The organism is Pseudomonas sp. FP2294, from assembly GCF_030687625.1.
Taxonomy (GTDB): domain Bacteria; phylum Pseudomonadota; class Gammaproteobacteria; order Pseudomonadales; family Pseudomonadaceae; genus Aquipseudomonas; species Aquipseudomonas shahriarae.
Genome location: NZ_CP117441.1, coordinates 4,058,517 through 4,083,192, shown reverse-complemented (window position 1 = coordinate 4,083,192; position 24,676 = coordinate 4,058,517). Strand labels below are relative to the sequence as shown.

20 protein-coding genes are annotated in these 24,676 nt (G+C 55.5%); 2 read left to right on the top strand and 18 right to left on the bottom strand.

Translation table 11 applies throughout. The features are described from left to right. Positions 1 to 23: 23 nt before the first annotated feature. The 12 genes from PSH73_RS18165 to ccoN (PSH73_RS18110) all read right to left on the bottom strand — a co-directional run bounded on the left by PSH73_RS18165 (position 24) and on the right by ccoN (PSH73_RS18110) (position 9,938). Positions 24 to 563 (bottom strand): FixH family protein, encoded by a 540-nt coding sequence (locus PSH73_RS18165; protein WP_057960318.1) that lies wholly within the window; start codon positions 561 to 563, stop codon positions 24 to 26. Positions 564 to 577: 14 nt separating this feature from the next. Beyond that, a complete protein-coding gene (gene ccoG / locus PSH73_RS18160; RefSeq protein ID WP_057960317.1) occupies positions 578 to 1,993 on the bottom strand; it encodes a cytochrome c oxidase accessory protein CcoG in 1,416 nt (471 codons plus the stop codon). Positions 1,994 to 2,200: 207 nt separating this feature from the next. Then, positions 2,201 to 2,611, bottom strand: a complete 411-nt coding sequence (locus PSH73_RS18155; RefSeq protein WP_057960316.1) for a type II toxin-antitoxin system VapC family toxin — start codon at positions 2,609 to 2,611, stop codon at positions 2,201 to 2,203. Beyond that, positions 2,611 to 2,865 (bottom strand): type II toxin-antitoxin system Phd/YefM family antitoxin, encoded by a 255-nt coding sequence (locus tag PSH73_RS18150; protein ID WP_029300038.1) that lies wholly within the window; start codon positions 2,863 to 2,865, stop codon positions 2,611 to 2,613. Before PSH73_RS18150 ends, PSH73_RS18155 begins: the two co-directional genes overlap by 1 nt. 142 nt (positions 2,866 to 3,007) lie before the next feature. Next, positions 3,008 to 3,991: a cytochrome-c oxidase, cbb3-type subunit III gene (gene ccoP / locus PSH73_RS18145; RefSeq protein WP_186625609.1), complete on the bottom strand. Its 984-nt coding sequence runs from the start codon at positions 3,989 to 3,991 to the stop codon at positions 3,008 to 3,010. Then, positions 3,988 to 4,173, bottom strand: coding sequence for a CcoQ/FixQ family Cbb3-type cytochrome c oxidase assembly chaperone (locus PSH73_RS18140; protein ID WP_003175465.1), 186 nt, complete (start codon positions 4,171 to 4,173; stop codon positions 3,988 to 3,990). Before PSH73_RS18140 ends, ccoP (PSH73_RS18145) begins: the two co-directional genes overlap by 4 nt. A 5-nt stretch (positions 4,174 to 4,178) precedes the next feature. Next, a complete protein-coding gene (gene ccoO, locus PSH73_RS18135; protein WP_029300047.1) occupies positions 4,179 to 4,787 on the bottom strand; it encodes a cytochrome-c oxidase, cbb3-type subunit II in 609 nt (202 codons plus the stop codon). Then, the gene (ccoN, locus tag PSH73_RS18130) at positions 4,787 to 6,229 is read right to left on the bottom strand and encodes a cytochrome-c oxidase, cbb3-type subunit I (protein ID WP_057960314.1); all 1,443 of its coding nucleotides are present in this window, start codon (positions 6,227 to 6,229) and stop codon (positions 4,787 to 4,789) included. The genes ccoO (PSH73_RS18135) and ccoN (PSH73_RS18130) overlap by 1 nt, the downstream gene beginning before the upstream one ends. Before the next feature lie 523 nt (positions 6,230 to 6,752). Further along, positions 6,753 to 7,676 (bottom strand): cytochrome-c oxidase, cbb3-type subunit III, encoded by a 924-nt coding sequence (gene ccoP / locus PSH73_RS18125; RefSeq protein WP_128592861.1) that lies wholly within the window; start codon positions 7,674 to 7,676, stop codon positions 6,753 to 6,755. Next, entirely contained in the window at positions 7,673 to 7,891 is a 219-nt protein-coding gene (locus PSH73_RS18120; RefSeq protein WP_057439484.1) for a cbb3-type cytochrome c oxidase subunit 3, read from the bottom strand. The genes ccoP (PSH73_RS18125) and PSH73_RS18120 overlap by 4 nt, the downstream gene beginning before the upstream one ends. Before the next feature lie 3 nt (positions 7,892 to 7,894). After that, positions 7,895 to 8,503, bottom strand: a complete 609-nt coding sequence (gene ccoO, locus PSH73_RS18115; RefSeq protein WP_029300055.1) for a cytochrome-c oxidase, cbb3-type subunit II — start codon at positions 8,501 to 8,503, stop codon at positions 7,895 to 7,897. Between the two features lie 10 nt (positions 8,504 to 8,513). Next, positions 8,514 to 9,938, bottom strand: a complete 1,425-nt coding sequence (gene ccoN, locus PSH73_RS18110) for a cytochrome-c oxidase, cbb3-type subunit I (RefSeq protein ID WP_070994710.1) — start codon at positions 9,936 to 9,938, stop codon at positions 8,514 to 8,516. Positions 9,939 to 10,017: 79 nt separating this feature from the next. Here ccoN (PSH73_RS18110) and PSH73_RS18105 point away from each other — a divergent pair, with 79 nt between their 5' ends. Both PSH73_RS18105 and PSH73_RS18100 read left to right on the top strand, forming a co-directional pair. Then, positions 10,018 to 10,710, top strand: a complete 693-nt coding sequence (locus PSH73_RS18105) for an alpha/beta family hydrolase (protein ID WP_057439483.1) — start codon at positions 10,018 to 10,020, stop codon at positions 10,708 to 10,710. Between the two features lie 501 nt (positions 10,711 to 11,211). Beyond that, positions 11,212 to 12,522 (top strand): hypothetical protein, encoded by a 1,311-nt coding sequence (locus PSH73_RS18100; protein ID WP_305461141.1) that lies wholly within the window; start codon positions 11,212 to 11,214, stop codon positions 12,520 to 12,522. Between the two features lie 116 nt (positions 12,523 to 12,638). Here PSH73_RS18100 and PSH73_RS18095 read toward each other — a convergent pair whose 3' ends face one another. The 6 genes from PSH73_RS18095 to PSH73_RS18070 all read right to left on the bottom strand — a co-directional run bounded on the left by PSH73_RS18095 (position 12,639) and on the right by PSH73_RS18070 (position 24,673). Beyond that, a complete protein-coding gene (locus PSH73_RS18095; RefSeq protein WP_057960312.1) occupies positions 12,639 to 14,204 on the bottom strand; it encodes a PAS domain-containing methyl-accepting chemotaxis protein in 1,566 nt (521 codons plus the stop codon). Between the two features lie 113 nt (positions 14,205 to 14,317). Next, positions 14,318 to 15,625, bottom strand: a complete 1,308-nt coding sequence (locus PSH73_RS18090) for a glycosyltransferase family 4 protein (RefSeq protein WP_120733816.1) — start codon at positions 15,623 to 15,625, stop codon at positions 14,318 to 14,320. After that, a complete protein-coding gene (locus tag PSH73_RS18085; RefSeq protein ID WP_120733814.1) occupies positions 15,622 to 16,866 on the bottom strand; it encodes a glycosyltransferase family 4 protein in 1,245 nt (414 codons plus the stop codon). Before PSH73_RS18085 ends, PSH73_RS18090 begins: the two co-directional genes overlap by 4 nt. Next, positions 16,863 to 18,611, bottom strand: a complete 1,749-nt coding sequence (locus PSH73_RS18080; RefSeq protein WP_169989646.1) for a hypothetical protein — start codon at positions 18,609 to 18,611, stop codon at positions 16,863 to 16,865. Before PSH73_RS18080 ends, PSH73_RS18085 begins: the two co-directional genes overlap by 4 nt. A 90-nt stretch (positions 18,612 to 18,701) precedes the next feature. Further along, positions 18,702 to 19,124 (bottom strand): hypothetical protein, encoded by a 423-nt coding sequence (locus PSH73_RS18075; RefSeq protein WP_162947760.1) that lies wholly within the window; start codon positions 19,122 to 19,124, stop codon positions 18,702 to 18,704. Between the two features lie 65 nt (positions 19,125 to 19,189). Continuing rightward, positions 19,190 to 24,673: a methyltransferase domain-containing protein gene (locus PSH73_RS18070; protein ID WP_305461137.1), complete on the bottom strand. Its 5,484-nt coding sequence runs from the start codon at positions 24,671 to 24,673 to the stop codon at positions 19,190 to 19,192. Positions 24,674 to 24,676 lie beyond the last annotated feature (3 nt).

Below are 24,676 nucleotides of genomic sequence, written 5' to 3'. Positions count from 1 at the left end.
CGCGATGCGCGAAGAGCAGGTTTTCAGTTCTTCAGGTCTTCAGCACCCTGCAACGGCTCGTCACCCAACTTCAAGTCGGTGCCATGGCTGACTTCTTCCTCTTCAAACATACGCCAGGTACGGTCGCCTTCGACCCCCAGCAGTTCGACGAAGCGGCGGCCTTCGACCTTGTCAGTCACCTGGCCGATATAACGCCCCGGCTCGCTCTGGCTGCGGGTGAGCACGACCTTGCGGTCTTTCTCCGGCTGGGTCGGCGAAATCAGGTTCAGTTCCAGAGTGGTCGGCCCGCTGTTGCCCGTGAGAAACAGCTCCACTTCCCCGGTCAGTTCATCCAGGTGCAGGGTGGCGCGCATTTGCAGGGTCTGGGCCAGCAATTCGCGGTCCAGGGAGCGGTTGATGCCTTTGCCGGCCTCGTAGTAGTTGTCGTTGACCAGGTTGTCCGGGTTGTTCACCGCGATGGTCACCATGGACAAGGTCAACGTCACCGAGCAGGCCAGGATGGCAATGATGATCCAGGGCCAGAGGTGCTTGTACCAGGGGCTTGCGGCAGTTGCTACGGGCATTGTTCTGCTCTCTTTTAACGAATTTGTGGGCCGATGAATCGGCTCTTGGCTTCAACGTGGACGCTGTCATCGTCAGCATCCTTGAGGATGAATTTCACCTCGTTGGTGCTCGATGGCATTTGTTCCGGCGCGCTCGACAGCTCCACCGGCATGGTGAAGATTTCCCCGGCGGCGACCTTGATTTCGCGCTTGCCTTGTAGCTTGAGGTCCGGCAGGCCGCTGGCGTCCAGCACGTAGGTGTGATCGCGCTGGTCCTTGTTCATGATTTTCAGGCTGTAGACGTTCTCGATCCGCCCTTCGGCGTTTTCGCGGTACAGCACGCGGTCCTTGCTGACGTCGAAACCCACCAGCGAACGCATGAAGAACGCCGTGGCCAGCAGGGTGATCATCGCCAGCAGCACCAGCGCATAGCCGATCAGGCGCGGACGCAACTTGTGGGTCTTTTGCCCCGACAGGTTATGTTCGGTGGTGTAGCTGATCAACCCACGAGGGTAGTCCATCTTGTCCATGATGGTGTCGCAAGCGTCGATACAGGCCGCGCAGCCAATGCACTCAATCTGCAGGCCGTCACGGATGTCGATCCCGGTGGGGCAGACCTGTACGCACATGGTGCAGTCGATGCAATCCCCCAGGCCCAGGGCCTTGTAGTCCACGCCTTTCTTGCGCGGGCCTCGGGCTTCGCCGCGACGCGGGTCATAGGAAACGATCAGGGTGTCTTTGTCGAACATCACGCTCTGGAAGCGCGCATACGGACACATGTAGATGCACACTTGCTCACGCAGCCAGCCGGCGTTGCCGTAAGTGGCGAGGGTGAAGAAGCCAACCCAGAAGTACGACCAGCCATCGGCCTGGCCGGTGAAGAACTCGAAGACCAGTTCGCGAATCGGCGAGAAGTAGCCGACAAAGGTCATGCCGGTGACAAAACCGATCAGCAGCCACAGCGTGTGCTTGCTGAGTTTACGCAGGAACTTGTTGGCGCTCATCGGCGCCTTGTCCAGCTTGATCCGCTGGTTGCGGTCGCCTTCGGTGACCTTTTCGCACCACATGTAGATCCAGGTCCACACGCTTTGCGGGCAGGTGTAGCCGCACCAGATACGCCCGGCGTACACGGTGATAAAGAACAGGCCGAACGCCGAGATGATCAGGATGCCCGACAGCAGGATGAAGTCCTGGGGCCAGAATGTCGCACCGAAAATGAAGAACTTGCGCTCTGGCAGGTTCCACCAGACGGCCTGGTGTCCGCCCCAGTTCAGCCATACCGTACCGAAGTACAGCAGGAACAGGCCGGCACCGCCGAGCATCCGCAGATTGCGGAACATCCCGGTGAAGGCTCGAGTGTAGATTTTCTCCCGCGAGGCGTAGAGATCGACAGTGTTGCTGGTTTTTTTGGCAGGCGGGGTAACGTCGTGTACCGGAATCTGATCGCTCATCATTGCATCCCACGGCAGTGGAGATTTGCCTCGGCCAGTACGTGCCAACCGGGGTCAAAATAGGGGTCTAGCAGTGGCGCAATGATACGCCTGTAGTACGGGTGAACGGGTGCGACCTTTGGTCGCGTTGGGGGAAATCAATTGATGGTGTACGTGACTTGAATCAATTGACAGGAGGAGTATGGACGGTTTTTCAGGGCTCGAAGGTCATTCGTCCCACGGGTTGATCAGTTTCACGCCGCTGCTTTGGAAGTCGGCGACATTGCGGGTGACCACGGTCAGGCCATGAACCAGAGCGGTTGCGGCGATCAGCGCATCACCTTCGTTAGCGCGATCTGGCACATGCAGGCTGGCGCAGCGCAAGGCCACGGCAGCGTCAATTGGCAGGATCCTGGCATCGAAGGCCGGCATGACATGGCGTTTGAGCCAGGTGCGCAAGACCTTGCCCTGCGCGGGGTCACGGCGTTCCATTCGCAGCACCCCAGTCTCCAGTTCCTTCAAGGTAATCGCCGAAATATACAGGCGTGGCGCAGCGACGGTTTTGGCCCACGCCACCACATTTTTGTCGGCTTGGGGTTTGCGTAACTCGGAAATGACATTGGTATCGAGCAGATACATCAAGAGAGGTCCACGGGTCGATGGATAATCACGGCACGTTCGGTTTCAAACTCGATATCCGCCGCTTCGGGCATCACCAACAGGTCAACAATATCGGCGTTGATGCCTGTCAATTTTTGGTAGTCCTCAATACTTAGCAGCACATGAGCAGGCTTGCCTCGGTCGGTAATAAAAACCGGTCCTTGGCGCGCGGCTTTTTTGGCACCGCTTGTGTCTTGGTTGAATTCGCGGCTGGAGATTGTCGTGATAGTCATGGGGCGCCTCCCAGCGGGATGGGGGAATGTAGTTACGTTACTACGGCGCAGTTGCAAGCTACAAGCGGTCGATGCGCTTCACTGGAAACAAAAAAGCCCCGTCAGCATGCGCTATACGGGGCTTTCTCTTGCGGCTTGCAGCTTACTTCTGTTCTTGCTGCTCTTGCTGCTCTTTGTGCGACAGGCTGTAAACATACGCCGCCAGCAAGTGCACCTTGTCGTTACCTTGCAGTTGCTCCTGCGCAGGCATCTGGCCCTGGCGGCCGTAACGGATGGTCTGCTGCAGTTGGGCGAAGCTGGAACCGTAGATGAACGCGCCCGGGTGGGTCAGGTCAGGTGCGCCCATCGCTGGCGTACCTTTACCGGCCGGGCCGTGGCAGGCCACGCAGTTGGCGGCGAAGAGTTTCTCGCCGTTGGCCACGTCGGCCTTGGCGCCTTCCGGCAGCTTGCGGCCATCGAGGTTGGTCAGCACAAAGCCGGCCACGTCGGCCACGCCTTGTTCGCCGATGACTTCAGACCAGCCCGGCATCACCGCATGGCGGCCGGCCATGATGCTGGCCTTGATGGTCTCCGGCTCGCCGCCCCAGCGCCAGTCGGCGTCGGTCAGGTTGGGGAAGCCGTAGGCACCCTTGGCGTCGGAGCCGTGGCAGACCGAGCAGTTGGAGGCGAACAGGCGGCCCCCCATCTTCAGGGCTTGCGGGTCCTTGGCTACTTCCTCAATGGGCATGGCCGCAAATTTGGCGAAGATCGGCCCAAACTTGGCGTCCGAGCGTGCCATTTCCTTTTCCCACTCGTGCACGCCGGTCCAGCCGGTCTGGCCGTTGGCGAATGGGGTTTGCTTGTCATTATCGAGGTAGGCATAGCCCGGCAGCAGGCCTTTCCAGTTGCCCAGGCCCGGGTACAGCACCAGGTAACCCAGGGCAAACACGATGGTGCCGACGAACAGCATGAACCACCACTTTGGCAGTGGGTTGTCGTATTCCTCGATGCCATCGAACGAGTGACCAACTGTCTCGTCCGTTTGCTCGGCGCGCTGGCCCTTGCGGGTCGACAGCAGCAGCCAGGTCAGGGCAAAAATGGTACCCAGACTGAGGACTGTGACGTACAGACTCCAGAACGTAGTCATTCTTTGTTACTCCTAGAAGCTTGCTCGACGTGCTTGATGGCTTCGGGATCATCCGCAAAAGGCAGCAAGGTCGCGTCTTCAAACTCTGACTTGCGCTTGGGGCTGAATACCCACAACGCCAGACCGATAAAGGCCACCATCACGACAACGGTGCCCAGGCCTCGAATCATCCCGATATCCATTCAGATCACCGTTTGCTTTTGATGATGGTGCCCAGGCCTTGCAGGTAGGCCACCAGCGCGTCCATTTCGGTCTTGCCCTTGACGGCTGCCTGGGCACCGGCGATGTCTTCGTCGGTGTAGGGCACGCCGAGGGTGCGCAAGACTTCCATTTTCTTGGCGGTGTCTTTGCCGTCGAGCTTGTTTTCCACGAGGAACGGGTACGCCGGCATTTTCGATTCGGGCACTACGTTGCGCGGGTTGTACAAGTGCGCACGCTGCCAGTCATCGGAGTAACGACCGCCAACACGGGCCAGGTCCGGACCAGTACGCTTGGAACCCCACAGGAACGGGTGGTCCCACACGCTTTCACCGGCGACCGAGTAGTGGCCGTAGCGTTCGGTTTCAGCACGGAACGGGCGGATCATCTGCGAGTGGCAGCCGACGCAGCCATTGGCGATGTAGACATCGCGGCCTTCCAGTTCAAGGGCGGTACGCGGCTTCATGCCTTCGACCGGCTTGTTGGTCACGTCCTGGAAAAACAGCGGAACGATCTGGGTCAGGCCGCCGATACTCACGGCGATGACCATGAAGAAGGCCAGCAGGCCGATATTCTTCTCGACTACTTCGTGCTTCATCAGTGAGCTCCCACGGCGGCGATCTTGGTGGCGGCTTCAGCCTCTACAGGGTTGGAAGCACGCACGGTGCGCCATACGTTGTAGGCCATGAACAGCATGCCGCTGGCAAAGAACGCACCACCGAGGGCGCGGACGATGAAACCAGGATGGCTGGCTTGCAGCGCTTCGACGAAGGAATAGGTGAGGGTGCCGTCGTCGTTGATCGCACGCCACATCAGGCCCTGGGTGATGCCGTTGACCCACATCGAGGCGATGTAGAGCACGGTGCCGATAGTGGCCAGCCAGAAGTGGGTGTTGATCAGGCTGGTGCTGTGCATCTGCGCCCGGCCATACAGCTTGGGAATCATGTGGTACAGCGCGCCGATGGAAATCATCGCTACCCAGCCGAGAGCGCCGGCGTGTACGTGGCCGATGGTCCAGTCGGTGTAGTGGGACAGCGAGTTGACGGTCTTGATGGCCATCATCGGGCCTTCGAAGGTCGACATGCCGTAGAACGCCAGCGACACCACCAGAAAGCGCAGGATCGGGTCGGTGCGCAGCTTATGCCAGGCGCCCGACAGGGTCATCATGCCGTTGATCATGCCGCCCCAGCTCGGAGCCAGCAGGATGATCGACATGGCCATGCCCAGGGACTGTGCCCAATCCGGCAGTGCGGTGTAGTGCAGGTGGTGCGGACCGGCCCAGATATACAGGGTGATCAGTGCCCAGAAGTGCACGATGGACAGGCGATAGGAGTAGATCGGACGCTCGGCCTGTTTCGGCACGAAGTAGTACATCATCCCCAGAAAGCCCGTGGTCAGGAAGAACCCTACGGCGTTGTGGCCGTACCACCACTGGATCATCGCATCGGTCGCACCGGCGTAGGCCGAGTAGGACTTGAAGAAACTCACCGGCAACGAGGCGTGGTTGACGATGTGCAGCATCGCCGTCACGACGATGAATGCGCCGTAGAACCAGTTGCCAACGTAGATGTGCTTGGTCTTGCGCTTGACGATGGTGCCAAAGAACACGATGCCGTAGGTCACCCAGACGATCGCCAGAAGGATGGCAAGGGGCCATTCCAATTCCGCGTATTCCTTGGTGGTGGTGAAGCCCATTGGCAGGGTGATGATGGCGCCCACGATAACCGCTTGCCAGCCCCAGAAGGTGAAGGCGGCGAGACCGTCGGAAATCAGTCGCGTCTGGCAGGTTCGCTGCACGACATAGTAGGAAGTGGCAAACAGTGCACATCCGCCGAAGGCGAAGATCACCAGGTTGGTGTGCAGCGGGCGTAGGCGTCCAAACGTCGTCCATGGCAGGTCGAAGTTCAACTCCGGCCAGACCAGTTGCGAGGCGATGAAGACACCGAGCCCCATGCCAAGGATCCCCCAGACCACCGTCATGATGGCGAACTGGCGGACTACCTTATAGTTATAAGCAGTCGGACTGATTGCTGTGCTCATTCTAAGGTTCCACGGTTTAGGTGTTTTATTAGGATAAAAATCGGTCGCAAGTATGGAGAAAGCGGGGTGCCATTGCAACGTAACGCTGACCTGCGTCAATGCTTTACAAACCAGATTCTGCGCCCTTTCCATGTTTGGCGTAAGGACAAAATCAAAAATGAAAAGCTGACGGGTTGGACAGGAATTTTGCAGGGGTGCAGGCACTTGCGCGCAGGTCTGGGCAAACAAGCTGGCGCAGTGACGAATGGTCAATGGCGTGACAGCCGGTAACTGTCAGCCTTTGCGCCTGTCACCTTGCTTGAATGTCAGACTCATCGCGTGCAAGTCGGTCTGCGACCGCTCAACACCGGTCTACTGTCGGAACAAGCGTAGACCCGAATGGCGGGAGGGGAAAGGTGTGCTTTAGAAGGGTGCGACAATGGGGCGCAGGGGGCAGCGGTGAGTGGCAAGTCTGGAGCGGGAGAGGGGGAGGGCTGCAAGAGCCGAGTTGAGAACTCTTCTCTTGCAGCTTGTAGCGTGAAGCTTACTTCTGCTCTTTTTGCGACAGGCTGTAGACGTAGGCCGCCAGCAGGTGGACCTTGTCGTTGCCTTGCAGTGCTTCCTGCGCCGGCATCTGGCCTTGGCGACCGTGACGGATGGTCTGTTGCAACTGCGCCAGGCTGGTGCCGTAGATGAAGCCGGCAGGTTGCGTCAGGTTCGGCGCGCCCATGGCTTCTACACCGTGGCCCTCTGGGCCGTGGCAGGCCACGCAAGTGGTGCTGAACGCTTGCTGGCCGGCGACCAGGTCAACCTTGCTGTCAGCCGGCAGCGGCAACTTGGCCAGGTCGTGGCGTACATAGGCAGCGACGTTTTTCACACCGTCTTCGCCCAGCACTTCACCCCAGGCCGGCATTGCAGCGTGGCGACCGTTCATGATGGTCAGCTTGATTGCGTCCGCCGAACCACCCCAGCGCCAGTTGTCGTCCGCCAGGTTCGGGAAGCCATAGGCGCCCTTGGCATCGGAGCCGTGGCACACCGCGCAGTTGGAGGCAAACAGGCGACCGCCCATTTTCAGCGCTTGTGGGTCTTTGGCGACCTCTTCCACGGGCATGGCTGCGAATTTGGCGAAGATCGGCCCGAACTTGGCGTCGGCCCTGGCCATTTCCTTGTCCCATTCCTTGGTCTGGGTCCAGCCGTCTTCATAGCCCGGCAAGACACCTTTCCAGTTGCCCAGGCCCGGATAGAGGATCAGGTAGCCGACGGCAAATACCAGGGTGCCGGCGAACAACATGAACCACCATTGGGGCAGAGGGTTGTCGTACTCCTCAATCCCGTCGAAGGCGTGGCCCATGGTCTGGTCGACGCTGCCTTTGGTCTCGCCCTTGCGGGTGCCGAACAACAGCCAGGTCAGGCCGATCAGGCTGCCGAGGGTCAGTACACAGATCCATGTACTCCAAAAGGTAGTCATGGCCGAATGCTCCTTGTTACAGGCTCTTCTTGAGCGTCGGATGGGGTGCCGGTGGCGTCAGGCTTAGGCTCATCGGCAAATGGCAGCAGGCAGGCCTCGGCGAACTCCGGGTTGCGCTTGGAGTTGAACACCCACAGCGACAGGCCGATGAAGGCAATTGCCACCACCAGCGTGCCGAGGCCGCGGATCATTCCGGTATCCAGTTCAAAACCCATGGTTCACCTCTTGCTCTTGATTGCAGTGCCGAGCACTTGCAGGTAAGAGACCAGAGCGTCCATTTCGGTCTTGCCCTTGAGGCTGTCCACGGCGGCGGTGATGTCCGCGTCGGTGTACGGCACGCCGAGGGTGCGCATGACCTTGAGCTTGGTTTCGGTGTGGCTGCTGTCGACCTGGGCGGTGACCAGCCATGGATAGGCCGGCATCTTCGACTCAGGCACGACGTTGCGCGGGTTGTACAAGTGCGCGCGGTGCCAGTCGTCGGAGTAGCGTGCACCTACCCGGGCCAGGTCCGGACCGGTACGCTTGGAGCCCCACAGGAACGGGTGGTCCCACACGCTTTCGCCGGCGACCGAGTAGTGGCCGTAGCGTTCGGTCTCGGCGCGGAACGGCCGGATCATTTGCGAGTGGCACTGTACGCAGCCTTCGCGGATGTAGATGTCACGGCCTTCCAGTTGCAGCGCGGTGTAGGGCTTCATGCCTTCGACCGGCTTGTTGGTGACGTCCTGGAAGAACAGCGGGACGATCTGCGTCAGGCCACCGATACTCACGGCGAGCACCATCAGCAGCATCAGCAGGCCGACGTTCTTTTCAATCGTTTCGTGTTTCATCATCGACTCCTCAGGCCATCCGCGCCGCAGCGGCTACTTCGGCAGGTTGTGCCGAACGCACGGTGCGCCAAGTGTTGTAAGCCATCAGGAACATGCCGCTGAGGAAGATCGCACCACCCACCAACCGCACGATGAAGCCTGGGTGGCTGGCCACCAGGGTTTCGACGAAGGAGTAGGTCAAGGTGCCGTCTTCGTTGACTGCACGCCACATCAGGCCCTGGGCAATGCCGTTGACCCACATCGAAGCGATGTAGAGCACGGTGCCGATAGTGGCCAGCCAGAAGTGCGCGTTGATCAGGCCGAGGCTGTACATCTGCTCGCGACCGAAGACTTTCGGGATCATGTGGTACAGCGCGCCGATGGAAATCATCGCCACCCAACCCAGAGCGCCGGCGTGTACGTGGCCGATGGTCCAGTCGGTGTAGTGGGACAGGGCGTTGACCGTCTTGATCGCCATCATCGGACCTTCAAAGGTCGACATGCCGTAGAACGCCAGCGATACAACGAGGAAGCGCAGGATCGGGTCGCTGCGCAGCTTATGCCAGGCGCCCGAGAGGGTCATCATGCCGTTGATCATGCCGCCCCAGCTTGGCGCCAGCAGAACCAGCGACATCACCATGCCCAGGGACTGTGCCCAGTCCGGCAGCGCGGTGTAGTGCAAGTGGTGCGGACCGGCCCAGATGTACAGGGTGATCAGTGCCCAGAAGTGCACGATGGACAAGCGATAGGAGTAAACCGGACGCTCGGCCTGTTTCGGCACGAAGTAGTACATCATCCCCAGGAAGCCTGCAGTGAGGAAGAAACCTACGGCGTTATGGCCGTACCACCACTGCACCATGGCATCCGTCGCACCGCCGTACAGCGAGTAGGACTTGGTCAGGCTGACCGGGATTTCCAGGTTGTTGACGATATGCAGGATCGCTACGGTGATGATGAACGCACCGAAGAACCAGTTACCGACGTAGATGTGCTTGGTGTTGCGCTTGGCCACGGTGCCGAAGAACACGATGGCATAGGCGACCCAGACAATGGTGATCAGGATGTCGATCGGCCATTCCAGCTCGGCGTATTCCTTGGAACTGGTATAGCCCAGTGGCAAGCTGATTGCCGCCAGCAGGATCACCAATTGCCAGCCCCAGAAGCAGAACGCGGCGACTTTCGGCGCGAACAGCTGGGTCTGGCAGGTGCGTTGCACCGCGTAGAAGGAGCTGGCAAACAGCGCGCAGCCACCAAACGCGAAAATCACCGCGTTGGTGTGCAGTGGGCGCAATCGACCGAAACTGGTCCAAGGCAGGTTGAAGTTGAGTTCGGGCCATACCAACTGGGCAGCGAGAAAAACCCCGAGCCCCATGCCGACGATGCCCCACACCACCGTCATAATGGCGAATTGGCGGACCACCTTGTAGTTATAGGCGGTACTTAAAGTAGTGTTCATGGTTCCCCATCCACGGTTCAACCCAAGCAGATGCAGCACTTGGGCTGGAGTTATAGGCAGACTAAAAAGCGAGGCAAGCATGGGCAAAGAGCACAAGGCCAGTATTGACGGGGATCAATGGGCGCAGTGTGTGGGTGAATACGGTTGGTTGTGGAATGCAGCCACGCGCGAGGGCGCTGGCCCATCACCCACGCTGATCCTGGCCCACGGTGCTGGCGCGCCGATGGACTCCGGCTTTATGGACGACATGGCTGCACGCCTTGCCGGGCATGGCGTGAACGTATTGCGCTTCGAGTTTCCCTACATGGCCCAGCGCCGTGTGGACGGGGGCAGGCGCCCACCGAATCCGGCTCCAAAGCTGCTGGAATGCTGGCGCGAGGTATATGCCCAGGTGCGACGTCATGTCGCTGGGCCTTTGGCTATTGGCGGCAAGTCCATGGGCGGGCGGATGGCCAGTTTATTGGCCGATGAATTGGCGGCTGATGCACTGGTGTGTCTGGGGTATCCGTTCTACGCGGTGGGCAAGCCAGAGAAGCCACGGGTCGAGCATCTGGCTGGGCTGAAGACCCCGACCTTGATTGTGCAGGGCGAACGCGATGCGCTGGGCAATCGGGCGGCGGTGGAGGGGTATGTGCTGTCGCCGAGCATCGAGGTGATGTGGCTGGTGGCGGGGGATCATGATTTGAAGCCGTTGAAGGCTTCGGGGTTTAGTCATGCGCAGCATTTGGAGGCAGCGGCGGGGAAGGTGGCAGGGTTTCTCGGCGCCTGTTAGCGCGCTATCGACGGCAAGCCAGCTTATAGAATGGATCACTTAAATCCCCTAGGAGTCAGCCTGCCGGCGATAGCTACCTATTAATTGGGTGTGCTGGTCAGAGGTGTGCGTCAGCCCCGGAGACTTTCATACCCATTTTTGCAGGCGTTTTCTGTCAGGCTGACGCAACAACTTGGCTGAAAGCGCTGATCGCGGATGATCATCAAATACTAGGGTTCGTATGCGAATGTGTAAGGGTTATTTTAATCCCTTAAATTTTGAGGTTTAGGATTATGTCCGTGGGGCAGTCAAGAGGGTGAATTGATAAGTAAGCCAGTCGGATTCGTTTTCAATGCCAGCTTTTATGGCTTGTAAGTTTTGTCATGGTTTATCTCAAAGCAATGATTCATGTTGTGTCGGTTATTTTTCATGCTGGCTTACTATGCTTGACAGTTTGCAAGCTTAATATGATAATAATAAAATTGTTTGTTTTTTTGTATAAAATCGTATTGTGGTGGTGTGATGATAAGTTTATTTTTAGGTAAGTCTGTTGCAGGTGTCAGTGTAAATGTCTTGGAAGATGTATTGGTTTGTGACTCAAGGCTTGCAGAGGGAGTGCATGCTTATGTTTACTCTGATCTGATTTCTGTTGAGTCACTAGAGTGTGATGCTGATGAGTGTTTTATTTTTTTAAGAGGGCAGTCAAATATATCTTTGATTGCAGTGTTGGTTTTTTTTGGGTCGAGTGGTGAAAAGTTATCAGGCGGCTCATCTCCGGCCAATCAAGTTGGAAGAATTGAAATTCCTAAAAATGCTACTCACTTTAAAGTTGCGTTGAGATTGATGCAGATTGGAGTTGCTGAGATATATTCGTTTGACGTTGGGCGGATGGATAAGATAAAAAAAGTTGTTGCTGAAAGTAATAGCTTTAACTATAAAGAATCTTTAATGCTGCCGCGAGACTATAAGTCAAAAGTCAGTTTGAAAATTCCATTGATTGTGGTTGAGACGGTGTTTTGTGATACTGAGACTGATCCTCATGTCATGTCTCGCTATTTAAGCTATTTTGTCGGTCTCATTCATTGTGTTGGTACGCAGAAATATAATAACTTTATATGGTTTATTCATGTCTCTGATGACAAGGGAAGGGCCGTGGATGTTATTAGAAGTGCGATAGAGCGTTTTGGGTTATCTCATAAAGTCTACCTAAATATTTATTCTCATCCTAAAGAAGGCTATGGGAATGAGGCCGAGGTCCACATCGATCGGATTAGAAGGCCTAATTCAACTTATCCTGAGCGGCGAGATAATTTGTTCTCAGGTGCGGTTCAAAAGTCAGGCTTTTACAAGGAGTCGGAGCTAGAAGGGTGTGTTGTCATTCGTGTAGCTCTTGATGATGATGATTTTATTACAGCTTCGCATTTTGAGCTGCTTCAAAGTCTTGGGTCGAAGTATTCTGCTGAAATTGATAATACGCTTCTGACCGTATTGATTAGTATTAATCGACTTTTTGTATCTTATTTTTTGCCCAACGGTAATGTTGATGTTTGTGATGTTGAGTTTTCTAGGGCAATGACTGGTTGTAAGTTTTCTGTTTCGAAAGGCGCGTATCCTCGTAGCCCATTCAGTATAACTGAACGTTTCGATGAGGTGGATAGAAGCAGGCCTGAAGTACTCTATGTCGAGCATTCACAGAATTTGCCTAGTTTTTCTTATAATAGGCATGGAGACAATTTGTCAGCGCAAAATAAAAGCTTATATTATAAGGATGAGCATGCGGTTGTGACTTTCGCTTCGCATGCTAAAATGCTGGAAGAATTTGCTAGGATGTAATTTGTGTTGGCTGTAGTTGTTATGGCTTGACTTTCAAAGCTCAATGATCGCTTTGGGGATATCTCTATTGCTAGAGCATGCCTACATATTGAAAAGGTAGGCATGCTCGGTTGAGGTTATCGGTTAAACCGCTCCACCAACGAATACTGCGTATTCGCCGTATGCGTCAGCTCTTCACTCAACTGCGCCGAGTTCAACGCCTGCTCCGAAGTCTGGTCCGCCAACAGCGCAATGGTGCTGATATTGCGGCTGATCTCTTCGGCCACTGAGCTTTGCTCCTCGGTCGCGGCGGCGATCTGGGTGGTCATGTCGGTAATATGGGCCACCGCCTCGCTGATCCCCACCAGCGCCGCATCAGCCTCCATCACCCGTGCCACGCCTTCTTCAGCCTGGCGATGCCCGGCATCCATGGTCTGCACGGCGGTGCTGGCGGTCTGTTGCAGCTTGGCGATCAGGGCATGGATCTGCCCGGTGGATTCGCTGGTGCGTTGCGCCAGTTGCCGCACTTCATCGGCCACCACCGCAAACCCACGGCCCATCTCACCGGCACGCGCCGCTTCGATGGCGGCGTTGAGGGCCAGCAGGTTGGTCTGGTCGGCAATGCCTTTGATCACATCCACCACGCCGCCGATTTCGTCGCTGTCCTTGGCCAGTTGGGTCACGGTTGTCCCGGTCTCTCCAACCACCACCGACAGGCGCTGGATGGCTTCGCGGGTTTCCCCGGCAATGTCCCGGCCACGGCTGGTCAGGCGATTGGCTTCCTGGGTCGCATCGGCCGTGCGCTGTACATGGCTGGCGACTTCCTGGGTGGTGGCGGCCATCTGATTGACGGCGGTGGCCACCTGCTCGGTCTCGACGCGCTGGCGTTCCAGGCCGGTTGAACTGTTGTGGGCCAGGGTGTTGGACTGGCGCGCCTGGTCGTTGAGGTGCTCGGCGGTGTCCTGCAAACGGGTCAGGCAGGTCTTCAGGCGGGCTTCCTGGCTGAGGATCGACATCTCCAGTCGCGCCTGCGCGCCACGGCTGTCGGTGTACATCTGCGCAATCAGCGGGTCGGAGGTGGTCTGTTCGGCCAGGCGCAGCAGGCGCTTGAGGCCGCGCTGCTGCCAGCTCAGGCCGAGCAGGCCCAGGGGCACCGACAAGGCGGCGGCCAGGGCAAAACCCCAGTGGGAGTCGAACCAGACGCCGATCAGGAAGCTCAATTGGCTGACCAGGATAAACGGCAGCCAGTCCTGCAGTACCGGCAACCATTTATCGCTGCGCGGGATGGCCGACTTGCCCTGGTTGATTCGTTGGTACAGCGCTTCGGCACGGCGGATCTGCTCGGCGGTCGGCTTGACCCGCACCGATTCGTAGCCGATCACCTGTTCGCCGTCGAACACCGGGGTCACGTAGGCGTTGACCCAGTAGTGATCGCCGGTCTTGCAGCGGTTCTTAACGATGCCCATCCATGGCAAGCCTTGTTTGAGCGTCGTCCACATATGCGCGAACACGGCCGCCGGCACATCCGGGTGGCGAACCAGGTTGTGCGGGGCGCGCATCAGTTCATCCCGGGAAAACCCACTGATCTCGACAAACGCATCGTTGCAGTAAGTGATCACGCCTTTGGCATCGGTCGTGGAGATCAACCGTTGTTGAGCGGGGAAGGTACGTTCGCGCTGGGTAACGGGCTGGTTGTTACGCATATTGATTCAATCCGCAAGGCTTTGTCAGGTTGTCGGCAGGCTGAGGCAATGGTTGAAGGGAATCTTTACTGAAATGTAAATAATGGCGGGAACCGCTCTATACCCGGTAGCTCTCAGCCCAGAAAGGACGCTGTCAATACTTCGGCAACAACCGGGTAGCGCGAGCCCGCACCGATCCAGTCGATCTGGATGAAGATCCAGCGTTTGAGGCGCAGATACCTGGTTGAGGGGCCATTGCTCAATTCCGGTGTGCCCAATACGTCCAACGCCATGCGCTGCTGAATAGCGACGCGGGAGTAATCCTCGACAAAAACCGAACGGTTTATTGATGTCAGTTCCAGGCGATTCAGTGCTTCCATCGCACCGTTGAGGTCGCCGGGTTCGAACACCGTGGCATTGGCAATTTTCGACTTGGTGAACTGTCTTGCATAACCCCCCAAACCCGCCAGGATGGGTTTGCCAGTCGCTGCATATTCAAACAGCTTGGAAGGCAAAACCCGTCGAAAGGATTTGAAGGTGTTGAGGTGCAGGAAAAGTATGTCAGCTTCCCGGTAATGATCGATCAGGTTTGAGCGTTTGGTCGGCGCTATCAGTTTCACATTGGAGATGTTTTTACTGGCCAGCGCTTGCCGAAGCTTATCGGCAGCTCCACCGTCACCAATGATGTAGAACTGCGCGAGACCTTCAAGCTGTTCAGCCATCGCCGGAATGATTCTATCCAGCCCCTGGCCAGCGCCGATATTGCCCGCGTACACGATTTTCAGCTCGGTCGAGGGCGCGCGTAGTTTTTCCAGATTGGTCAACGGTTGCAGGAAAAGGTCATCCACACCATTGGTATGGGTGGAAAAACACCTGTGGGGGTAGCGTTCGTTGAAGTACCCCAGAAAACCCGGCGAAATCAGGTTGACCTGAGTTGCCTGGCGAATGGTCAGGCGTTCCACCCACGAAAAGAAATACGTCATGGTCCGGCCGACCATACCGGGATACAGCTCTGGTAGCGTCTCTACGAAGATGTCGCGTATATCGAGGTATAGCGGCGTTTTGCTCTGGAACGAAATCGACGCGCCCAAGGCAGCAGTCATCAATCTTGAAGAGGACGCCACCACCAAATCGTAGTCTTTACCACGAGCGGCTTTACGGGCCCCCAAGGCGTAGGAGAGGAATGCCTTGGCCTGGTCAACGACGCCATTTTTATGGGGCGGCAAGTCAATGCGCGTGATCGACAGTCGCGAGAAGCCTTGAGTGCTTTCAGCCGGCGCTTTGTAGGAGTGATAGCGATTCGGTTGCGTGGTGATCAGGTCAATGTGCAATTTGCAGTTATTTTGCTCAAGCAGCGCCCTTACCAAGGCTTCGACCCTGAACGAACCCGCCGCCAGATCAGGCGGGTAATAGAAGCTCAAGAGAAGAATGCGGACGGTCATTGGCGAGCGTCAGCGCAGTAAGTCTGGCCCTTGAGAACGCGGCCATACAGGTTGACCAACAGTTCTTCCTGTTGCTCCCAGTTCAATTGGGCCGCGGCATTTACGGCATTGGCCGCCAGGGTGCGGCGCAGTTGCGGATCGCTTACCAGGCGATTGAGTGCATCGATCAACTGCTGGTCGTCGCTTTCGCGTACCAGCAAACCGATGTCGAACGCTCTGATGATACGGCGAATCTCCGGCAGGTCAGTCGCGACGACGGGCAGGCCGGCAATCAGGTACTCGAATAATTTGTTGGAGTCGGTGGTGAAGTGGTTCAGGCAGGTGTTTTCAATGGGCTGCACGCCAATGTCTGCAGAGGCGGTGTAGCTGGGCAGATCGGCCAACGAGACGGTTGGAATGAAATGCACACGCTCCGTCAGTCCGAGTTCCTGGCTCAACGCGGTCAATGGCGCCGTCAGCCTGCCGCCACCAATGAACACGAAATAGGCGTCCTTGACTGAGGCCGAGATCCGTACCAAGCGCTCCAGGCCTCGGCCCTGCTGCAACCCACCCTGATAAATGATGATTGGCCATGGCTGCTGCAACTGCAGCTCCTGGCGAATCCGCTGACTGGCGGGGCTGACCGTCAAGCGCGGTCGGTTCTGCAACACCACCGGGCGTGGCACGCCATAGGCCCGAGCAAAAAACTTGGCCCGCGCATCTGTAGTGGTAATGCTGCCCTGCACTCGGGGCATCAACACGCCTTCGACCCGCGCGACCAGGCCGCGAAAGCTGTTATAGCCTTCGCGGCTGGTGCTGATTTCATGGGCGTCATACACCACGCGGGCGCCACTGAGTTTCGCCGCCAACCATGCCGTTGGCAGTGTATTGACGTCATGGGCGTGCACCACTGCGGCGCGATGCCAGGCGATCCGCGCCAGCAAGCCTGCATGGGTCCACAACCGCGCGACAATCCGCAGCGCTTGCCTGGTCGGGCTCAAGCGACCGATAGGGCCGCTGGCTGAGGCCGGTGCAGAAGCTGCGCCGCCAGTTTTGGTTTTGCGCAGTTTCCACAATGGACTGCGTGCAACACGCACCACGTTGATACCGCCCGGCAGTGTCTCTTTCTCTTGGGTGACGCCCGGTGTGTGCAGGGCGAACACGGTTACGGCGTAGCCGGCAGCTTGAAGCGTCTGCGCCTCTTTTAATACACGGGCGTCGTTGCGGAATTCATTCCAGACGATCATTGCTATGCGGGTCACGGTAGATCAACTCTGATTAAAGTGGAGGTTTCATTGGATTCGAGTTGCTCGAGCAGGTCGGGCAGTAGGGCTATTGCGTCTGCATAATTTGCGCGGGAACACAAACGTTCAAATGTATAGGCCAGTGCGCATACCTTAAAAGCTGCTGAGGTGATTTCTTTAAAATCAGCTCGGATTGTTCGCGCCTCTGTTACCGCATTCTTCAGTTCATTAAGGTGAGTGATGGGCCAGTTTGCACCCACCGGCTCCATCTTCCAATTTGCCCAATGACTAACTCGAATATCCTTGTTCTCAGAGATAAGTAACGTATCTGGACCCAGGTCCAGGCATATTATTTGTCTTGGTAATGTTGAAAGCAATTCAATGATATAACTATGCTTTTCAATGATTTTTTCAATGGTGTACAGTTGCTCAGGTAAGGCAATAATTCTAACCTGCTCAAACAGCTCTAAGCGTAATCTCTGTTCCAGATATAAGTGTGATCGGCCGAATTTCAAGACCAATGCTTCCGGAGGATTGATGCTTACGAGTTTTTTATTGGTGAGCAAGGCATTTGCTTGAGCGGTATGTCGCTCAATCTTTTTGAAATCATCCAGTACGAAAATATGACATTTTAGGCCTTCTACTTCTGTGTGACCAAAGAATTTCAGTGATGGAATGGCTGGTTTAGCAAGCATCAACGCAGCTTCTTGGTCTGCAGCAATTGAAATATTTTCGCTAAATAGTTTGACTAGGAAACGACTTTCAAGAGCGGGTTCTGTAGAGTGGGTTGTTACTTCAAATGCATAAATTTCAGGATTGCCTAATTGGTGCCAAGAACTCGATTTTACTACCTGGTGGTGAGGTGAAAATGAGTTTATTGCATCTCGGAGCCATATGTTTCTCGTGCTCTCATCAAGTAAGTTTCTTATCTTATTTGTAGGGAGGTTTAGTTCGGTTGAAAATTGTTGTCTGTAAAAAAACAGAGCGTTGACTTGACGGTGCTGTGTGCGTAACGAAATGACATCCTGAATCATTAGTGTAAGTCGCGATAGTGCTTGTCGCACCAGTAGCAATGATATAAGTGCCGCAAAAACTTTCGGCGGGTCATAGTAAAGGAAATTCAAGACCATAAAGAAGAAAACTATCAAGAAGCCGATAGCTGCTAATGTGTTTAACGCCACTGTGTAATGTGTTGTAAGTAAGTTGCGAATCGATTGGCTTATATTGAAAAGCTTGATGGTTAGCAGTGTAATTAATAAAAGATATATTGTGATGGCTAAGAAAAAAAGCGGATAGATATAAAGCAGGATTGACAAGGCTATAAGCGAAAAGCTACCTGCGGAAAGTCCTCTATTGAATTTAGAGTATATTTGAACGGATATTTTTTTTTGATTGCTAAATAAGTTTAATTTTTTGCTCTTGTTAGTAAGCTTTTCTGCACCAACTTTCGAGAGGTGGAAAATTATCAGTTCGGATGAAATGTATAGGATGTAGCATAGGAATGTGAGCGCACTCAAGCCCGCAATTAGATGTGTTTTTTCAATGTTTTTCAAGTATAGCGGGAAATAGTCAGGTATGGAGTCTGAACCCAATAAGATTAATATCTTGAGGGGTAAAAAAAATGTTAGCAGTAGTAGTATTTGCGCTGTGAAGCTAGCTAATTGAATTGTTACAGTGGCGAGCGGCGTGACACTGATAATTTTTGTTCCTAGTGATATGCACCATCCCGCCGTGGCTCGAAATACAGATTGGAGATTGTGCATTATCAATAAGCTGTGAAGTTTGTAATGGTATTCATGGTTTTTCCTGCTTGTCTGGAAAAGAGGCTTTGAATACCAAAGCCTCCGTAGTGCTTACTTTATTTCCCAGTATATGGAAGCGTTGGTGGTAAGTTCATTTTGCTCTTGAGCAAATTCTTGATAGACGCTACCGATCGTAGGTTGATCTTTTTTATAATAGTGAACCTTAAAGGTATCGCCATTGCTGTCAATGACTGCTCTAGTGTATCCGAGTTTAGCAAGTTGGGCGTAAAGTGAGTTTTCGGCTATTTTTGCCCCGGACTTCACAGTGATTTTGTTTAGTCGTGAATTGCCCTTTTCCCCATTGCGAACTACTGAGTAGAGCAGTTTTCCATCATAACTCAACGTCGATCCATCACTGAGGGTAAGTGTCGCGCGTTCAGTTGTTGCAGTAATAGCGGGCGAGCTTTCGGTCTTCGACTCACCACAAGCCCCAAGAAGAAAGAGTAAGCTTAAGATAACTATCGTTTTTTTCATGAAATTGCCCTATAAAACACTGATCGTTGCGTTTGAGATTTTAATGTTGAAAATTTTTCAGATTTTTAACGTTTTGCATTTTTTATTAAGGTTGCTTCTTGATTGACGATTACTTTCAGGTCTGTCTGGTTTTCAACTCGTATCCGTGCAGCCAAAGACATCGAACTGAACAAGCCTGGTTCTTCGATCACTCGAGCTATGCCCTCGGCCAATGTGGCGGCATCGTTTTCACCTCCCAAAATAGCGCATGCCTCATCGACAAACTCTGGAATGGCAGTGACCCCGTTAGTTACAGGAATCAACCCCGATGCCATAGCCTCATCCCGCGACACCCCCTGAGCGTCCATCCGGGTAGGGCAGAGGAAGAGGCCATACTCTTTGTGCAAGGCTGCAATCTCTGCGTGCTTCATGAACCGCCTTTCGATTTTCACGTTCGGGAACTTGCGCAGTGGTGCCAGAGTTTCTTCAAACAGGACTCCATCCCCAATCATGTGGAACTCTAGTTCGGAGAAGTAGGGCTTTTCGGAGAGCAACTCGATGGCTGTAACGCTGAGGTCGTTCGCGTATTTTGCTGACGCGTACGGCCGAATCGACAAGATCTTCTTACGCTGTTCAACCGGCTTTTCCACATAAGAAAACAGCTCGGTGTTGATCGGGTTATGAATGATCTCGTACTGGTTTTCTGGCAGGCGGAAGCCGAGGTCTTCCATCACTTCTTCGGCGAAGTAGCGGGATACAAACACCAGTTTCAGGTTGGCCGGCATGGGTTGCAGCAGGTTGCGCCAGAAGCTCATGCGCTTGTCGCTGTCGAGTTTGCCCAGGGCCAGTTGTTCATCGGTGGTGAAGTTGTATTCGCGGCGCCACCACGGTTGGATCTCGGCGCCGTGGACCCATACGATGACCTTGGTGGTGTTCAGGTGTCGGCGCAGGACTTCCCACATGTCTGGGTCGAGGAAGTGAACCAGGATGGTCTTGTAGGCACCCGACTCCAGCATCTTCGCCAGGGTGGCCTGGGAGCCGGTCATGACGTCGACGTTTTCAAACTCGTGATAGCTGACCGCTTCGTTCTTGCGCAGGCGGAATACGTCCACGTTGACGCCACGTTCCTGATAGGCGGTGACGCGGGTGTGGACGAAACCGTTGCGGTACAGGTCGTCATAGGCCGGGTAATGGTTGGTCAACAGCAGGTATTCGGATTTGGCGAGCATTTCCGATGGCTGCAGATCGCGGTGCCCCAGGACCAGTGCCTTGATACCGGCGCTGCCATTGGCATAGGCACGGATGCCCAGGCGAATGAAGGCGGCCTCTGGCGGGATATCGCTGGTCTGGTTGCGGTTGGCGTGTTGCATGACATGACTGATGCGTTGTTTCTGGGCATCGAGGAACAGCACGACCAACTGGATGTTCAGGCCAGGGGTGGCGTCAAGGAACAGTTTGAGTTGTTCACCCGACGCCAATTCGGCGACAGGCAAATCCGTCTTGGCGTACTGGTACTCATGCTTGCCATCGGCGAGCGAAGAGCTGATCTGCCAGGTATCTACGTCAATGTGTTCTTCCAGATGCTTGCTACGAATCGGTCCGAACATTGCGGCCAGGTCACGCCCGCAGATCTCTGCGCTGGTGTGGCTGACCTTGAGCGGTTCAATGGCTTCGGCACGGCGTTGCAGCTCGTCAATGCCGATGCCGGTGTACAGATTGAGGTCGTCTACGACCTCCGTCACGTCTTGCCCGCGGGCACCCGCGGCGTTTCGGCAGTAGTTGAACGCATCGATCGCCAGTGATTGCTCGAACTCGTAGTTCAACTTCGGCAGGGTTTTGAGCCACTCGCTGGTTTGTTGCTCGGCAATCAGTGCGGTTTTGATCAGTGCGGCGCGCGCAGCAATGCTGGCCGGGCGACGATAAGCCTGACCTGGGTTCTGCAAATGGATGCCGTCATCCTTGCGCACATAGTGGGCAACTTTACCGATGACTTCAGCCTGGTTGTAGCGCGTCGCCAGGACCATATCGAGCAGGTAGTTCGGGCCGTAGTAGTCCTCGCTGGCCATGGCCGCGAACCACGGCGCATCACCGGCCAGTTCACCAAGGCTGGTTTTTTTCAGCTGTTTGCGCGAGATCAGTTTTATCCGTGGGTCTTTGACTGCAGTTTTGCCGACGGTGTCGTTGACGACGACATGCATGCTCACGTTGGTGTAGCGCTGACGAAGCAGGTGCTGGGTCAGGGCTTCGACTTCGGCGCTGTTGGCGGCATCGGCGATAATGCAAATGCGCGGCTGGCTTTCTTCCTGGGCCTTGCCGGTCACTTTGCTCATCACATAGTTGAGGCGGTGCCCATAGGTGTGTTCTTGCATCACTTTGCGCAGGGCAGCCAGGCGCAGCTTGTCACTGTCGCGTTCGTTACCTGCCAGTGTGTTCAGGCGGCGCAGCATTTCCGGGCCGCTGTCGGTGGTGATCACCAGGTCGCCAAACAACAGGCGCACACCGCGGGAGAAGTTGCTGACTGTCACGGTGTTGGAGCCAAGCAATTCAAACACTCGGCGGGCGAACATTGACTGCGACTGCTTGATCGAGTTGAGGTTGATCGCGTAACGGTAGCCTTTGTAGGCGCGGTCGATCTGCTCGAAGCTCAACGTACCAACGATGTACGGCTGGTATTGCTCGGGGAACTGGTAGTTGGGGTCGTTCTTGCCAAAGTTGCGGTCGAAAATTTCCAGCGGACGGAAGTTCGGCAGTTCGCTGACAAAATTACCCAGGTCGCGGGTACGGTCGGGGTAACGGGTGTAGTAGGCGCCAGCGAAGCAAAACGCATCTTTACGCTCGTACAGTTCAACCGGGTTGTGCACCGCCGGTTGGCAGGCGAACGGCAACAGATACACCCGATCATGTCCGAGCGCACCCTTGTAGCGATGAATGCAGTCGATGTCGGTAGTGAACACGAAGTCGAACTGTTTGGCGGTAGACAAGAAGGTCTCGAAGTGGACCGGATCCTCTTTGTTCCAGAAAACCGAGGGTACCTTGTGGTCTTTGCACCATTTAAGGATGTCTTGCAGTTCGTGGCTGTTATGGCCGACTTTGCTGCCCCACAAGTCATCTTTGCCGCGCCAGGCTGATTCGATAAACACCAGTTCGGGCTGGAATTGCTGCAGTTGCTCCTGCCAATCCGCAGGGGTCAGTTGCAGCAGGTTGCATTCATGGCGGTATGAGCCGTAGGTGAATTCGTCCATCACACAGGCGACTTTCAAGGATGCGGCATTGCCCTGCTCGTGGTTGAGCAAGCAGTTGCGCACATACTCGGTGTCGGCGAGTGCTGCGGGCAAGGCGACGTCTGTTTTGGCGATGTGTTGTGGCGCAGGCAGCAGCGCTGACGGGCCGTCAAAACCAATGGCTTTCTGGGCTGTGTCTTTGCGGGTTTTGCTGGCCTGGCGGTACAGGTTGAACAAGGTGCCTGGCAAGCGAATGATGCCGCCCAGCGAGCTGCCGCTGGCCTTTAGTTGATAACCCAGCTGGTAGGTAAGGCTTGAGCGGGTTTTGATCAGGCGCTGCTCTGCCAGATGGCGTTTGGCATTGGCACGATGCAGGTTGTCGTTGAGCTCTTCGATTTTTTGCTGCTGGGCGGCGGTTTGTCCAAGCAGTTTTTCAAGATTGCTTTTCAGATGAGGGATCTGCGTACCCGTGGCTTCGCGATACTTTTGATTGGCGGCCTCAAGCCAGCCTTTTGAAGACTGCAGCTCGCTTTCCATGCGCAGGCGAGCGTCATCCCATTGCTCCTGCGTGGTGGCAAGCAGTTGCTCGGCAGCCTCGCGACTGGACAACTCCAGTTGCACCTGTTCTTGCAGGTCGGCATTTTGCTGGCGAAGCTCTTCCAGGGCGCAGGTCTGTTGCTGCAGGGCCGTCGTGAGCTTGTCTCGTTGCAGCAGAGCCTCCTGGGATTGATGCTCAAGTTGGTTGAGGCTCAACTCCAGGTTTTGTCGGGTTGCGCGTTCGGCTTCAAGCTGGTTGGTGATAATTAGATGCTGGTCGGTCTTGATCTGCAGCTCTCTGTCCAACTGCGCCACATGGGCTTCGCAGGTGGCCAGTTCGTTCTCCAGCAGTGGGCGGATGGCGCGCTCTTGTTCAAGGTGGCCGGACAGCTCGGTAATGCGTGCGCGGCACTCCTTGAGCTGGCTGTTCAGCTCCTGCATTTCCTGTGCGTGGAGATTTGTCAGGTCATCGACTTGCAGTAGCAGCGTGTCGATATCTTCTTCCAGCCGTGCCTGGATGGCTTCGTGGGCGTGCAGCTGTTGTTCGGCATCATGGTTGATGCTGATGAGTGCTGTCTCTGCCTGATGGCGCCCCGATTGTTCTTCGGTCACCAACTCCTGCAGCCGAGCGTTCTGGGAGGCAAGGGTCTGCAATTGCTGGGTGAGCGCATGCAGCTCTATCAGTTGCTGGTCTTGTTGTTCGACCGCTGACTGGTTTTCTGTTTGCAAGGCTGCTACTTGTGCCTTGAGCAACTCGTGCTGGGTTTGGGTGTGCTGCAATTGTTCCTGGGTGTTTTCAAGTCGGGCATGCAGGTCTGTGAGCTCTTTATCATTCTGCTCAAGACGGGCCTTTTTGGTGTTTTCCAGTTCAGTTAATTGTGACTTGAGCTGTTGCACCTGCTCGGTGGCCACGCGGTATTTTTTGTTCGCCTCGTCCAGGCGCAGCTTGATATCAGCCTGCTCGGCAAGCATTGCTTCCTGGGCAAGATTTTTTTTCGTGAGTTCTTCCACCTGTTGTGCCTTGGGCTTGAGCTGGGCAATTTGTTCGGTGGCCGCACGGTATTTCTTGTTGGCTTCGGTCAGGTTCTTGCTGGTGTTGGACAGGCTGTTCTGCAGGTTGCGCTCGATCGCTTCGAAGGCTTTTTCCAGGTTTTGTACCTGGGCCATATCCAACTGCACGGGGGAAGGGGCGGTGGCGTCGGTTTTTTTGACCGCCACCATGCCCAGCCACTTGCCCAGTACTTTGATCTGGGTGATGTGCAGGTATTCGTTCAGCAGGCGGAAGGGCTCAAGCAGGTAGAACGTGTGCTTGTGGTCGATGAAATCATTTACCCCGAATGGCACGGTGATGATCAGTCGCCCGTCGGGCTTGAGCAGCGACGCAGCTTTCTCGACAAACATTTCCGGACGTACGAGGTGTTCGAGTACTTCGCTGATGACGATGGTGTCGGGTTCAGCATCCTCGACGTTCAGGGACAGGAAATCCGCGTTCACGTAGGAGACTTTGGCCTGTACATGGGACGGCTCGGCCGCCATGTACGATTTGGCTTCTTCAATAGCCTGGGGGCTGGTGTCGACACCGATCACGTCGCAGCCCTCGCGGGCCAGCAATAGCGGCACGATGCCCTGTGAGCAACCTACATCGAGTACCTTCTTGCCCGAAACCTGTGCACAGATCCAATGGATACGTGCCTGGGTTTCGCGCATGAAATGCTCGCCCAACTTCCCGTAGTAGGCCTCCATTACACGGTCGTGAATGTCTGCCAGGGCTGTAGGGGCTTCCGGCGGCGTGGGGAGTTGGACGCTAGTCATCTT